This window comes from Immundisolibacter sp. (assembly GCF_041625615.1).
Classification (GTDB): domain Bacteria; phylum Pseudomonadota; class Gammaproteobacteria; order Immundisolibacterales; family Immundisolibacteraceae; genus Immundisolibacter.
In genome coordinates this window covers 1-13,971 of record NZ_JBFJTF010000056.1, presented here as the reverse complement: position 1 = coordinate 13,971, position 13,971 = coordinate 1, and the positions used below count along the sequence as shown (strand labels likewise).

Here is a 13,971-nt window from a genome sequence, read left to right as displayed (position 1 = left end):
GTGCGCCGCTCGCGCCCATTTTCGATCGACGCCATCGTGATTCTGCCCGATCACCTGCATTGCATCTGGACCTTACCCGCGAATGACGCCGACTTCTCCACGCGGTGGCGGCTGATCAAAGCGGCTTTTTCCCGATCCATCCCGAATGGCGAACGGCTCTCCATGCGCCGCGAGCGCACCGGCGAACGCGGCATCTGGCAACGGCGCTTCTGGGAGCACGCCATTCGTGACGACACAGACCTCGCCCGGCACGTGGATTACATTCACTTTAATCCGGTGAAACACGGCCACGTGGGCCGCGTGGAAGATTGGCCGTATTCGTCGTTTCACCGTTACATGCGCGAAGGCATCTACCCTCCGGATTGGGCGGCGGATGACGCTGCGCAAGACCTGTACCGAGAGTAGTCGCGGAAGGCGGAATACGCTGCGCTATTCCGCCCTACTCGGCCTATAGTCGCCGCAGGCTGAACACTCGTTCGCTTCGGCGGACCAACAAACGCGAGAGAGGCAGGAGGACGCCATGCAGGGACGTTTCGAGGCACGCAGCGCACTGGTCACCGGCGCCGCCAATGGCATCGGCCGGGCCACGGCGCTGCGGCTGGCGAGCGAAGGCGCCCGCGTGTGTCTGGCGGACGTGGACGAGGCCGGCAACGGGGAGACGTTGGCGCAGATCGAGGCCGCCGGCGGGCGGGCCTTTGCCTGCCGCTGCGATGTGACCGACGAGGCGAGCGTGCTCGCCGCCGTCACGCGCGCCGAGCAGGCGCATGGTCCGCTGCGCATCCTGTTCAACAACGCCGGCACCGAGGGCCACGACGGCAACGTGGACGCGCTGAGCCTGGACGACTGGGAGCGCATCCAGGCCGTCAACACGCGCGGCGCGTTCCTGGTCGCCAAGCACGCCATCCACAGCATGCTGCGCGGCGGCGGCGGGGTGATCACCTGCACCGCGTCGGTCGGCGGGCTGATCGGCGGGCCGGGCCTGCATTCGTACAGCGCCTCCAAGGGCGCGGTGATTTCGCTCACGCGCACGCTCGCCGTCACCTACGCGCAGCAGGGCATCCGCGCCAACGCGGTGTGTCCGGGCCTGGTGCTGACGCCGATGGTGGACCGCATCGGCGCGCAGTTCGTTGAGATGGCAACGGCGATGACGCCGCTCGGTCGCGGCGCGCAGCCGGTGGAGATTGCCAACCTGGTGGCGTTCCTGTCGTCCGACGAGGCGAGCTTCATCACCGGCGCGATCATTCCGGTGGATGGCGGCTTCACGGCGCACTAGCGGGGGTGCTGTCATGAGCATCAGCCTCGACATGTTCCGCCTGGATGGCCGCGTGGCGCTGGTGACCGGCGTCGGTGGCGGCCCGGGGGCACGTGTTCGCGCAGGCGCTGGCGGCGAGCAGTAGGATGCGCTGAGGAACGAAGCGCATCGATCGCGGCGCGCTGGTGCCACTCCATTGTTTCTGGCACACCGCCGCGGCTTTCCCATCGGGAATCACGACCCCATGCAGCCGACCATCCTTCCCCACGACCCGGCCAAGGCGTTCTTCACCGACGAGCGCTGCCACATCACCGAGCTGTCCAACTCGCCGGCGGACGAGGCCCTGTCCATTGCCCTGGCCAGGGTGGAGCCGGGTGTCACCACGCGCTGGCATCGGCTGATCGGTACGACTGAACGGTACGTGATGCTCTCCGGGCAGGGTGTGGTGGAGATCGGCAACCTGCCGCCGCGCGCCGTGGCGCCGCACGACGTGGTGATCATCCCGCCCGGCTGCCGGCAGCGGATTACCAACACCGGCTCGCAGGATCTGCTGTTCCACGCGCTGTGCACGCCGCGGTTCCGGCCCTCCGCGTATGAGGATGTGGACCGGTAGCCCGGGCTCACGCCGGCGCAGGCGCGCGATCCGGCCGTGCCGCCAACGGCGGACGGCCCCGGGTCGGCCCGGTCAGAAGCTGTAGCTGAGGCCGGCGTAGAACGACCGCCCCGGCCCGGCCACGGCAATGCCCCACGGCACGCCGTTGATGGCCATGGTGCGGCCCTGCCCGGTGTACGCGCCGCCCAGCGGCAGGGCGTAGCGCCGGTCGAACAGGTTTTCGATGCCGGCATCGAGCGTGACCTGCCGCCAGGTGTAGCGGGTGCGCAGGTGCAGCAGGGTGTAGGACGCGGTCTCGATTTCGTTGCGCACGCCGGAGACGGCGCGCTTGCGCCCCACCCACTCGGTTTCAAGGGCGTTGTGCCAGCGGCCGCGCGCCTGGCTGAGCGTGAGCGTGGCGTGCAGGGGATGGATGTTGTACAGGTCGTCGCCGGTGTCGCGGTTCTCGCCGCGCACGTAGCCGAACACGCCGTCCAGCGCCACATCCCCCACCGCCGTGCCGCGCAGCAGTGCCAGGTGGCCGGACAGGTCCAGTCCGTACAGCTGGGCGGAGACGTTGTCGTACTGCAGCACGTTGAAGCGGTCCGGCAGGCAGCTGGCCGTCGGCGCGCAGCGGGCGTCGATGTAGTCCTCCACGCGCGTGTAGTACGGGCTCAGGCGCACGTGCCAGCGGCGTTGCGCGGCGTCGTGCCACTCGGCGGCCAGGCTCAGCGTGCGGGCGATTTCCGGCTCCAGGTCGAGGTTACCGACGTAGCCGTTACCGTCGCCGAGCAGGTTGTTCATGATGGCGGCCATGGGGTGGCCGGACCAGGTGTAGCGCTCGTACAGGTTCGGCGAGCGGGTTTTCCGCGCCAGCCCGGCCGAGTAGCTGGCCCACGCGGTCGGCGCGTAGCGCAGCAGGGCGGTGAAATCCCAGTTGCGGTCGGTGCGGTCGTGGTCGCGCGCGTTGAAGGCGGCGGCGTCGGCGGCGTACATCATGCTGTAGCCGCTGACGTTGCCGGCGTCCATGCGCACGGTTTCGTGGCGGACACCCAACTGGCCCTGCCAGGCGCTGCCCCGGCGGCGCTCCCACTCGCCGTACACGGCGTAGCGGTCGCGGCGGCCATCGTTGATGTTCAGGAAGGTGTCGGGCGACATCATCATGCCGGTGCCCGAGGCCGGCCAGTAGTCGTCCAGCCGGTAGCGCTGATACTCGGCGCCCAGGCGCAGGGTGTCGACGGCGGTCAGCGGCAGCGCGGCGGCCAGCGTGGCACCGGTGTTGCGGCCATCGGTCCGCATGGGCATGCCGGGCGCGTCGCCGTACAGGAACTGGCGGTCGTCGCCGAAGTTCATGCGGTGGCGGGTGTCCTCGTGATACAGGCGCGTGCTGAGCTCGCCCCAGCCGAAGCGCGTGCGGTGCGCCAGGTTGACCTGGTCGGTCTCGTTGTCGGTCAGGTCCATGCGCTGGTTGGCGAAGCCGGCGTGCGGCACGTGCTGGTAACGGTAGGTGAGGTCCAGCTGCTGGCCGTCGCCGCGCAGGGCCAGACGCGCCGCGTGCTCCACGGCGCGGTAGGCGCTGGAGCCGACCTCGTCGCCGTCCACCCAGCCGCCGCCGGGCACCGGCGCTGCCGGCTTGAACGCGCCGCCGGCGTCGTAGGTGTCGGCCTCGGTGCCGCTGGCGGTGTAGTTGAGACTGACATTGGCGCCGGCCAGCGTGCTGTTCAGGTGCACGCCACGGCCGTCGCCGTTGCTGCGGTAAAAGGCACCCGCGGTGCCGGTGAGCAGGGTCTGCCCCGGCGCCGCGAACAGGCTCGGCGCCGACTGCACCACCACCGTACCGCCGATGCTGTCGCCCCCCAGGCTGACCGGTGTGATGCCGGCGTAGACCTCGGCCCTGGCAACGGCGGTCGGGTCGATGTACGACAGCGGCGCGTTCATGTGGTTGGGACAGGCGGCGATCAGGTCCATGCCGTCCACCTTGATGCGCAGGCGGTCGTCTCCCAGGCCACGGATGACCGGCAATCCGCCACGCCCGCCGGAGCCGGCCACCGCCACACCGGGCACGCCGCGCAGCAGGGCCGCGCTGTCGGCGCTGCGGTGGCGCTGCCGGTTCAAGGTGTCAGCATCCGGCCCGGTGTCCAGCCACTGTGTCAGCGGCCGGTAGGGCGAGGAGGTGATTTCGATGCGCATCTGCGCACCGGCAGGCGCGGAAACGGCGGCACTGAGCACCACCAGCGCCGCGAGGCCCGCGGCGCGCTGCACGAAAGCGGTCAAGACGATCCCCTGGGCCGGGGCAGCCGGTGCTGTGGCTGCCGGTTGTCGGACGGCCTGGAACCTTAACCACCGTGGTGCCACGGCGGAATGCGGCACGTTGCCGCAGGTGGCGGGCGGCCACCGCCGGGGGAAGGGTTTCTTTTGGGGGAGACCGAAGCCGTGCAGTGCTCAATGAACCAATGGGTCACGCCATTGATTCATGCCGGAGCATTCCGCCGGACCGCGGGCGGCCGACCAAGTCGGCGCTGGCCTAGGCGCCGAAAAAGCGGTTGCCCGGCCGCGGGAGGCCCATGTGCTGGCGCAGGGTGGTGCCTTCGTACTCGCGCCGGAACAGGCCGCGGCGCTGCAGCTCCGGCACCACCTGGTCGACGAAGTCGTCCAGGCCGCCCGGCAGGTAGGGGAACATCACGTTGAAGCCGTCGCAGGCGCGGCCTTCCAGCCACGCCTGCATCTGGTCGGCAATCATGGCCGGGGTGCCGATCATCTCCAGCGTGCCAAACGCCCCGCCCACGTACTGCGCCAGTTGGCGCACGGTGAGCTTGTCGTTGCGGGCCATGTCGACCAGTTTCTGACGCGAGGTGTGACTCGCGTTGGTCGGCGGCAGCTCATCCGGCAGCGGGCCATCCAGGTCCAGCTTGGACACGTCGAAGCCGAGCTGCACCGACAGCGTGCCGATGCCGCTGGCCGGGTTGACCAGGCTGTCGAGCTTCTTTTTCTTGGCGCGCGCCTCGGCCGCCGTGTCGCCAATCACCACGAAGGCGCCGGGCATGATCACCAGATGATCCGGGTTGCGGCCGGCCGCCTGCGCGCGGCCCTTGATGTCCGCATACACGCGCTGTGCCTGGGCCAGGTCGCTGACGCCGGAGAACACCATCTCGGCGGTTTCGGCCGCCAGCTGGCGACCGGCGTCGGACTGGCCGGCCTGCACGATCACCGGCCAGCCCTGCACCGGCCGGGCCACGTTGAGCGGGCCGCGGCTCTCGAAGAACTCGCCGTGGAAGTCCAGCACGTGCATTTTTTCGGGATCGAAGTAGACGCCGCTGTCCACGTCGCGGGTGAAGGCGTCGTCGGCCCAGCTGTCCCACAGGCCGGTGACCACGTCGTAGAACTCGCGCGCGCGGCGGTAGCGCAGGTCGTGTTCGAGGTGCTCCTTGATGCCGAAATTGAGCGCTTCGTTGGGGTTGGTGGAGGTGACGATGTTCCACGCCGCGCGCCCGCCGCTGAGGTGATCCAGCGAGGCGAACAGCCGCGCCACGTGGTACGGCGCGTTGTAGGTGGTGGACATGGTGGCGATCAGGCCGATGCGCTCGGTCACCGCCGCCAGCGCGGGCAGCAGCGTCATGGGCGCAAACGAGGTCACGGTGGCGCTGCGCTTGAGGGCATCGGCCGGCATGTTGGGCACGGCCAGATGGTCGGCCATGAAGAACGCGTCGAACTTGCCGTGTTCGAGTTTCTGCGTCAGGCGCTTGATCAGCGGCCAGTTGAAGTTGGCATCCGGCGTGCCGTCCGGATAGCGCCAGGCGGCGGTATGAATGCTGATGGGACGCATGAAGGCGCCCAGGTGCAACATGCGTGGCTCGCTCATGGCTCGTCTCCGTTGGATGCCGCCACCGGCGTCAGGGTCACACCCGCCGCCAGCCGGGCCAGCGCCCCCAGGTAGATGCGCATGCCGCGCTGCAGGTCGCTGACCGCCAGGCGCTCGTTTTCGGCGTGCGCCAGCATCGGCCCGCCCGGGAAACCCATGCCGAAGGCGACGAAGTTGGGAAACGCCTTGGCGTAGGTGGTGCCACCGATGGCCAGCGGCGCCGCGTCCTCGCCGGTGAACTGGCGGTACACGTCCAGCAGCGCGCGCACCAGCGGCGCGTCGGGCTCGACCCACAGCGCCTCCTTGCCCTCCACCACCTGCAACCGGCCACCGTACGGCGCCAGTGCCGCGCGCAGCCGGATGCCCTGCGCGGCCAGGTCGAGCCCGCGCGGCACGCGGATGTTCAGGTTCGCCCGCAGGCCCTGCCTGGTCTGCGTCAGGCGGCCGAGATTGACGGTGCTGTCGCCCAGCTTTGGCACGCTGTGCCGCAGCCCCAGCGTGGCGCCGTCGGTCTCGAGCCCGATCTGTTCGGCAATGAAGGCCAGCGCCCGACCATTGGCCGAGCCGGGCTCGATGCCCAGTGCGGCCCGCTGCCCATGCAGCAGCTGCGCCAGGTGCGTGATGGCGTTGACGCCGGCATCCGGCCGGGCGCCGTGGGCTGCCTTGCCGTGGGCGGTCAGTTCTATCCCGCTGGCGGCCGCCGCCAGACTGAAGCGCACACCCTCGGCCGAGTAGGCGGCGATGGCCGGCTCCAGCACGCCGGTCAGGACCTGCGGGGCGCCGACCAGCACGGCGGTGGCCGTCTCCGGCACGCTGTTGGGCGCCACGCCACCCAGGAAACCGCGCAGCACGGGATCGGCCGGCCCGCTGAACAGCACGGCGGCGTCGAGATAGCTCTTCTCGGCGTGGATGACCGGAAAGGCGGCGTCGGCGGTCCAGCCCTCGGCCGGCACCAGGCCGGCCTCGCGCACGGCGTCCAGGTCGCGCCAGTCCATGTTCTCTTCGCTGGTGCCGACGATCAGGCGCACCGGACGGGTCAGTGTCAGGCCGGCGTCCTTCAGTGCCGCCATGGCATACAGGCTGGCCACCAGCGGGCCCTTGTCGTCCAGGCTGCCGCGCCCCCACACGTGGCCGTCGACCAGCGCGCCGCTGAACGGCGGCTGCTGCCAGCGGCCGGCCTCGCCGGCCGGCACCACGTCACCGTGCACCAGGATGCCGAGCGCGTCCGCGCCCTGCCCCAGCTCAACCACGGCCACCTGGTCGCCGGGCAGCAACCGCGCGTCGAGCCCCAGCTGCTGCGCCCGCTGGACCACTGCCTGCAACAGGGCGGTCTTGTCGGCGCGGTGCGGGTCGCCATCGGCCGTGATGGACCGGATGCGCACCCAGGCCTGCAGGTCGGCCACGGCAACGTCCAGCCGCGCGGCGACCGCGGCGTCGATATCGGCCCGGTCGAAGGCCAGCGCCGGCGCCGCTGCCAGCAGCAGCGCCGCGGCGGCGAGAAGGGACCTACACCACGATTTGCAGTTCATCGCGCGCTGTCACCGCACGGCGCTGCTTGGCGCCGTCGCTGCGTTCCTGGCCGATCTGGTCCAGATACGGCTGATCGACATCGCCGGTCACGTAGCGGCCGTCGAAGCAGGACGCGTCGAAATCGCTGATGGCCGGATTGCCCTCGCGGGCCGAGTCCTTCAGATCGTCCAGATCCTGGTAGACCAGCCAGTCGGCACCGATCAGCTCGCACACCTCCTGCTCGCTGCGTCCGTGGGCGATCAGCTCCTGCGGGTTCGGGATGTCGATGCCGTAGACGTTGGGGTAGCGCACCGGTGGCGCCGCCGAGGCGAAGTAGACCTTGCGCGCGCCGGCGTCGCGGGCCAGCTGCACGATCTGCTGCGAGGTGGTGCCGCGCACGATCGAGTCGTCCACCAGCAGCACGTTCTTGCCCTCGAACTCGAGCTCGATCGGATTCAGCTTCTGGCGCACCGAGCGCTTGCGCTCGACCTGGCCCGGCATGATGAAGGTGCGCGCGATGTAGCGGTTCTTGATGAAGCCCTCGCGGTACTTCACGCCCAGGTCGCCGGCCAGCTGCATGGCCGCGGTGCGGCTGGTATCGGGAATGGGGATGACCACGTCGATGTCGTGCTCCGGCCACTGGCGCTGGATCTTGTGCGCCAGCTTCTCGCCCATGCGCAGGCGGCACTTGTGGACCGAGATGTCGTCCAGGATCGAGTCCGGGCGGGCGAAATACACCAGCTCGAACAGGCACGGCGTCAGCTGCGGCGTGTCGGCGCACTGGCGCGTGTGAAGCACGCCGGCGCTGTCGATGATCACCGCCTCGCCAGGCGCCACGTCGCGCAGCACCTTGAAGCCGAGGCTCGCCACCGCCACGCTCTCCGAGGCCAGGATGTACTCGTTGCCGAGCAGGTTCTCGCGCACGCCGATGACCAGCGGCCGGATGCCGTAGGGGTCACGGAAGCCGACCACGCCGTAGTCGGTGATCATGGCCACCACCGCGTAGGCGCCGCGACAGCGGCGGTGCACGGCGCGCACGGCAGCGAACACGTCCTCGTGCGTCACGCGCACGCGGCCAATGCGCTGCAGCTCGCCGGCGAAGATGTTCAGCAGCACCTCGGAGTCGGAATCCGTGTTCAGGTGCCGCAACTCGTCCTCGGTCAGCGCCTGGTGCAGGGCATCGGCATTGGTCAGGTTGCCGTTGTGCGCCAGGGTGATGCCGTACGGCGAGTTGACATAGAACGGCTGGGCCTCGGCCGAGGCCGAACTGCCGGCGGTCGGATAGCGCACGTGGCCGATGCCCATGTTGCCGCGCAGGCGCTCCATGTGACGCTGGCTGAACACGTCACGCACCATGCCGTTGTCCTTGCGCATGAACAGCCGCCCGTTGTCGGCGGTGACCATGCCGGTGGCGTCCTGGCCGCGGTGCTGCAACACCGTCAGGCCGTCATAGATCGACTGGTTGACCGCCGACTGTGCAACGATTCCAATGATTCCGCACATTCTGCGTTACCTCACTAACCTGCCTGCGGCGCCGGGGCATAGCCCGCCTGCGGAACATCGGCGCGCTCCAATCCCCATTCGACCGCAGAACGCAGCCACAGTGCCGGCACCCGCGCCTGCGGCACCAGACTCGACTCACGCCACCAAATTGAACCCTGCAGCGGTGTGGCTTCCACCAGCAGCACCGTGGCCGCGATCAGCACCACGCCGCGCAGCACGCCAAAGGCAGCCCCCAGGGCACGGTCGGTGCCGCGCAGCGGGGTGCGCTTGAGCAACCCGACCAATAGATGCGACAGCAGCGCCAGCACCAGCACGGCGGCGATGAACAGCAGCAGCAGAGCCGCCGCCTGGCGCGCACCGGCACTGCTGATGACGCCGGCCAGGGGCTCCATCAGCAGGCCGTGGAACCGCCACGCCACATAACCCGCCAGCACCCACGAACCGATCGACAGCAACTCGCGCAACAGGCCGCGCCAGATACCGACCAGCAACGACAGCACCAGCACCGCCACGAACAGGACGTCGATCAGGTTCACGCCGCGCCTGCGGTGATCATGGATACGCCATGACGATGCCGTCGTGACCCGTCTCCCGCTGCAGGCGGTCGCGCAGCGTCTGTGCCTTCGCGCGATCCAGTTCCGGCCCCACGCGCACCCGAAGCGCCTTGCCGTGCGGTGTGGTGATTTCCTCGGTGAACGCGCTGTGACCGGCCTTGCGCAATTTCTCGCGCAAATCGATGGCCGTCTTCAGATTGCCGTACACGCCCAGCTGCACCACCCAGGCCTGCTGCACCGCCGGCGTCGACGGCGCCGCTGGACGCGGTGCGACGGCTGCCGGCTTCGGCGCGGGCTTGGGCGCCGGCTTCGACGCAGGCTTGGCCGGTGCCGGCTCGGGCACGGCACTGAGCCGCGGCGCACTGGCCGGCGCCGGCGGGGGCGTTGGCGCCGGCTCGACCGGCGGCGGACCCAACACCACGTCGGGGCCGTCCTCGGACTCGATCGGCCTTGGCAACGGCACCGGAATATCCGTCGGCTCCGGCGTCAGGCCAGCCAATGGAGGCGCATCGGCCGGAATCGAGTCAGCCATACCGTCGGTCGGCTCGGGCGGGATATCGATCGCCCGCGGGCCTTCCGGTTGAGGCTGGCGCATGTCGTTGAGCAGCGGCACCAAAATGGCCACCAGCGCCAGCAAAACGACGCCACCCACGATCCGGTACTTGAGTCTGGCCTGATCCATCGACACTCCGCGGTAGTCGGCAGCCGACGCCAATTATAGACCCCACCCCTCTTCGGCCGGCGGCAGCACGTCGCCGCGCAGCGCCTGCTCCACGGTATGGAAGGAGCCGAACACCAGCACCCGCCCCACGCCACCGTCCCGTGCCTCACGCTGCGCCGCGATGCAGGCGGCGGCGACATCGGCGTGCGTGACGACCTGCGACACGCCGATATCGGCCAGGGCCTGCGCCAGACGCGCTGCCGCGCCGCCACGCGGGCCGTCCAGGTCCGCCACGTGCCAGCCATCGACCAGGCCCACCAGCGGCGCCAGCACGCCGGACGTCTCCTTGTCGTCGAGCATGCCCAGCACCGCCACGGTACGGCCCGGCAGCGGCTGTCCGTGCAGGTTGGCCGCCAGGTTGCGGGCGGCCTCCGGGTTGTGGGCGACGTCCAGCACCCACTGCGGCGCCGCACCGCGGCACTCGAACCGGCCGCTGACACGCGCCGCGCGCACGCCCTGCGCCAGCGCCTCGCCCGACACGGGCACGCGCGCCTCGAGCAACTGCGCCGCCAGCACCGCACTGGCGGCGTTTCGCCGCTGCACCGCGCCGATCAGCCGCGGCGCCGGCAGCCGCTGCGCGACATCACCGGCGCGCCAGACCCAGTGTCCAGGGTCGGCAGCCTCGGCCTCGACCGCATAGTCGACCCCGAAACGCCACAGCCGTGCGCCACAGGCGACCGCGTGGTCGATGACGCTGGCCGGCGGCGCCGGATCGGCCACGACAAGCGGCCGGCCGGGCCGCGCGATGGCCGCCTTCTCGGCGCCGATGGCCTCGCGGGTATTCCCCAGGAACTGCTGGTGATCGAGGTCGACCGACGTGATGATGGCCACGTCCGCGTCCACCGCGTTGACCGCATCCAGCCGTCCGCCGAGTCCCACCTCCAGAATCAGCACCTCACACCCGGCGGCGGCAAACACGTCGAGTGCCGCCAGCGTTCCCCATTCGAAATAGGTCAGCGAGGTGTCGCCGCGGGCGACGTCGATGCGCTCGAAGGCCGCGCAGATGGCGGCATCGTCCACCGCCCGCCCGGCGACGCGCAGGCGCTCGTTGTAGCGCAACAGGTGCGGTGAGGTGTAGGCGCCGGTGCGGTAGCCGGCAGCGCGGTAGATCGCCTCCACGAAGGCCACCGTGGAGCCCTTGCCGTTGGTGCCGGCCACGGTGACGACCGGCACGCCGGACAGCGCCGGCGCCAGGCGCGCCAGCACCGCCCGTACGCGGTCGAGGGTGAGGTCGATCTTGCGCGGGTGGGCCGTCTCCTGCCAGGCCAGCCAGTCGCTGAGGCAGGCGAAACGCGCGCTCACGCGGTGGCCGAGCGCCTCTGCAGCAGACCCAGCAGACGGGCGATGTGCTCGCGCATCTGGCGACGATCGACGATCTGGTCCACGGCACCGTGGTCGAGCAGGAACTCGCTGCGCTGGAAGCCCGGTGGCAGCACCTCGCGCACGGTCTGCTCGATGACACGCGGCCCGGCGAAACCGATCAACGCGTTCGGCTCGGCGATGATCACGTCACCCAGCATCGCCAGGCTCGCCGACACGCCGCCGGTGGTCGGGTCGGTCAGCACCGAGATGAAGGGCAGGCGCGCCTCGCCCAGCCGCGCCAGCATGGCGGAGGTCTTGGCCATCTGCAGCAGCGACAGGAGCCCCTCCTGCATGCGCGCGCCGCCGGATGCCGAAAAGCACACCATCGGCAAGCCGTTGTCCAGACAGACCTGGGCACCTCGGGCAAAGCGCTCACCCACCACGGACCCCATGGAGCCGCCCATGAACCGGAACTCGAACGCCGCCGCCACCAGACCGTGGCCCATCAGGGCGCCCTGGTAAACGACCAGCGCGTCACGCTCGCCGGTGGCCTTCTGGGTGCCGGTCAGGCGATCGCGATAGCGCTTGGTGTCCTTGAACCGATGCACGTCCACCGCCTCGGTGTCGGCACCGATCTCCTGTCGCGGCTCGGGGTCCAGAAACGCGTTCAGCCGCGCCCGCGCACCGATGCGCATGTGATGGCCACAGCGCGGGCAGACCTCGAGATTGTGCTCGAGCTCGGTGCGGTACAGCACCGCCTTGCACTCCGGGCAGTTTGCCCACAGCCCCTCGGGCACACGCTTGGAGGTCGTACCGGTGCGCGTGCGGATACGCGCCGGCACCAACCGGGTCAGCCAGTTCATCGCCCCTCCCCTACTGCCGTATCGATACCGGCGCGCAGCGTGCGCACCAGTTCCACGGCGCCCCTGAGCGCCGCCGGTCCGTTGATACCCGCCGCTGCCGCGGCCTCGAGTTTTTCGATCACCGCGCTGCCCACCACGACGGCGTCGGCAAACGCGGCGATCTGCGCGGCCGCCTGCGGCGTGCGCACGCCGAAACCGACGCCCACCGGCAGGTCCGTGTACGCCTTCAGCGCCTCGACCTGACTGCGCACGTCGGCCATGTCCACCTGGCCGGCGCCGGTAACACCGCGCACCGAGACGTAGTACAGGAAGCCGCTGGCCTGCGCTGCCACCGCCTGTGCCCGCCCGGGGCCGCTGGTCGGTGCCAGCAAGAAGATACTGTCGAGCCCGGCCGAGCGCAGCGCAGCCGCGTGTTCCGGCTCCTCGTCGAACGGCAGGTCGACGGTCAGTACGCCGTCCACGCCGACCTCGGCCGCGGTGCGCGCGAAGCGCTCGACGCCCATCTGTTCGATCGGGTTGAGATAGCCCATCAGCACCACCGGCGTGGTGGTGTCGGTCTGCCGAAAGGCGCGCACCAGATCCAGCACCCGACGCAGGTCCACGCCGTGCGCCAGCGCGCGCTCGGAGGCACGCTGGATCACCGGACCGTCGGCCATCGGGTCCGAGAACGGCACGCCCAGTTCGAGCACGTCGGCACCGGCCGCCACCAGGGCATGCAACAGCTCGACCGTCAGCTCCGGATGCGGATCCCCCGCGGTGACGAAGATCACCAACCCCGACCGCTGCGCGGCGCGCAGCGCGTCGAAACGCGCGGCCAGGCGACTCATACCTGAATCCCCTCGATGGTCGCCACGGTGTGGATGTCCTTGTCGCCACGCCCGGACAGGCTGACCAGCACGCTCTGGTCGGGCCGCATGCCGGCCGCCAGCGTGCCGGCGTAGGCCAGCGCGTGCGAAGACTCCAGCGCCGGGATGATGCCCTCGGTGCGCGTCAGGTGATGGAAGGCGGCCAGCGCCTCGTCGTCGCCGACGCTCACGTAACGCGCGCGACCGGTGTCGTGCAGCCAGGCATGCTCGGGACCCACGCCGGGGTAGTCCAGCCCGGCCGAGATGGAATGCGTGCTGCCGATCTGACCGTCCTCGTCCTGGATCAGGTATGTGCGGTTGCCATGCAGCACACCCGGCGAGCCGGCGCTGATGGACGCCGCATGCCGACCGGTGGCCAGCCCGTAACCGGCCGCCTCGACGCCATACAGCGCCACGTCCCGGTCGTCGATGAACGGATGAAAAATGCCGATGGCGTTCGAGCCGCCGCCGACGCAGGCCACCACCGCATCCGGCAGCCGTCCCTCGCGCTCGAGCATCTGCGCGCGCGCCTCGCGGCCGATGATGGCCTGAAAGTCGCGCACCATCTGCGGGTACGGATGCGGCCCGGCCACGGTGCCGATGATGTAGAAGGTGTTGTCGACGTTGGCGACCCAGTCACGCAGGGCCTCGTTGAGCGCGTCCTTGAGCGTGCGTGAACCGCTGTCGACCGCCCGCACCTCGGCGCCGAGCAGACGCATGCGGTAGACGTTGGCGCTTTGGCGCTGAATGTCCTCGGCGCCCATGTACACCACGCACTCCACGCCAAGGCGCGCCGCCACCGTGGCCGTGGCCACACCGTGCTGGCCGGCGCCGGTCTCGGCAATGACGCGCGTCTTGCCCATGCGCCGGGCCAGCAGGATCTGGCCGACCGTGTTGTTGATCTTGTGCGCGCCGGTGTGGTTGAGGTCCTCGCGCTTGAGGTAAATCCGCGCACCACCGGCCTCGCGCGT

13 protein-coding genes are annotated in these 13,971 nt (G+C 70.1%); 3 read left to right on the top strand and 10 right to left on the bottom strand.

Annotated features, from left to right (window positions below):
• The 3 genes from ABYX71_RS06185 to ABYX71_RS06175 form a co-directional block, all read left to right on the top strand.
• The coding region (locus ABYX71_RS06185; protein WP_372695634.1) for a transposase at positions 1 to 405 on the top strand (405 nt) is incomplete at its 5' end.
• A 115-nt stretch (positions 406 to 520) separates the two neighbouring features.
• Entirely contained in the window at positions 521 to 1,273 is a 753-nt protein-coding gene (locus ABYX71_RS06180) for an SDR family NAD(P)-dependent oxidoreductase (protein WP_372695633.1), read from the top strand.
• Between the two features lie 223 nt (positions 1,274 to 1,496).
• Positions 1,497 to 1,865 carry a cupin domain-containing protein gene (locus ABYX71_RS06175; protein WP_372695632.1) on the top strand — a complete coding sequence of 123 codons (369 nt, stop codon included), beginning with the start codon at positions 1,497 to 1,499 and terminating at the stop codon, positions 1,863 to 1,865.
• A 72-nt stretch (positions 1,866 to 1,937) separates the two neighbouring features.
• On the opposite strand, the gene ABYX71_RS06170 is transcribed toward ABYX71_RS06175, so the two are convergent.
• From ABYX71_RS06170 to trpB, 10 genes are all read right to left on the bottom strand, one after another.
• Positions 1,938 to 4,118 carry a TonB-dependent receptor plug domain-containing protein gene (locus ABYX71_RS06170; RefSeq protein WP_372695631.1) on the bottom strand — a complete coding sequence of 727 codons (2,181 nt, stop codon included), beginning with the start codon at positions 4,116 to 4,118 and terminating at the stop codon, positions 1,938 to 1,940.
• A gap of 250 nt (positions 4,119 to 4,368) precedes the next feature.
• Positions 4,369 to 5,703 carry an LLM class flavin-dependent oxidoreductase gene (locus tag ABYX71_RS06165; protein ID WP_372695630.1) on the bottom strand — a complete coding sequence of 445 codons (1,335 nt, stop codon included), beginning with the start codon at positions 5,701 to 5,703 and terminating at the stop codon, positions 4,369 to 4,371.
• The gene (locus tag ABYX71_RS06160) at positions 5,700 to 7,232 is read right to left on the bottom strand and encodes a Sapep family Mn(2+)-dependent dipeptidase (protein ID WP_372695629.1); all 1,533 of its coding nucleotides are present in this window, start codon (positions 7,230 to 7,232) and stop codon (positions 5,700 to 5,702) included. The genes ABYX71_RS06165 and ABYX71_RS06160 overlap by 4 nt, the downstream gene beginning before the upstream one ends.
• Complete coding sequence (gene purF, locus ABYX71_RS06155; RefSeq protein ID WP_372695628.1) at positions 7,210 to 8,715, bottom strand: amidophosphoribosyltransferase; 1,506 nt, start codon at positions 8,713 to 8,715, stop codon at positions 7,210 to 7,212. Before purF ends, ABYX71_RS06160 begins: the two co-directional genes overlap by 23 nt.
• Positions 8,716 to 8,729: 14 nt before the next feature.
• Positions 8,730 to 9,251, bottom strand: a complete 522-nt coding sequence (locus ABYX71_RS06150) for a CvpA family protein (protein ID WP_372695627.1) — start codon at positions 9,249 to 9,251, stop codon at positions 8,730 to 8,732.
• Positions 9,252 to 9,267: 16 nt separating this feature from the next.
• Entirely contained in the window at positions 9,268 to 9,951 is a 684-nt protein-coding gene (locus ABYX71_RS06145) for an SPOR domain-containing protein (protein ID WP_372695626.1), read from the bottom strand.
• 33 nt (positions 9,952 to 9,984) lie between these two features.
• Complete coding sequence (gene folC / locus ABYX71_RS06140; RefSeq protein ID WP_372695625.1) at positions 9,985 to 11,292, bottom strand: bifunctional tetrahydrofolate synthase/dihydrofolate synthase; 1,308 nt, start codon at positions 11,290 to 11,292, stop codon at positions 9,985 to 9,987.
• The gene (gene accD, locus ABYX71_RS06135) at positions 11,289 to 12,155 is read right to left on the bottom strand and encodes an acetyl-CoA carboxylase, carboxyltransferase subunit beta (RefSeq protein ID WP_372695624.1); all 867 of its coding nucleotides are present in this window, start codon (positions 12,153 to 12,155) and stop codon (positions 11,289 to 11,291) included. The genes folC and accD overlap by 4 nt, the downstream gene beginning before the upstream one ends.
• Positions 12,152 to 12,982, bottom strand: a complete 831-nt coding sequence (gene trpA / locus ABYX71_RS06130) for a tryptophan synthase subunit alpha (protein WP_372695623.1) — start codon at positions 12,980 to 12,982, stop codon at positions 12,152 to 12,154. The genes accD and trpA overlap by 4 nt, the downstream gene beginning before the upstream one ends.
• Positions 12,979 to 13,971: tryptophan synthase subunit beta (gene trpB, locus ABYX71_RS06125; RefSeq protein ID WP_372695622.1), on the bottom strand; the 993-nt coding region annotated here is incomplete at its 5' end. The genes trpA and trpB, both read right to left, overlap by 4 nt.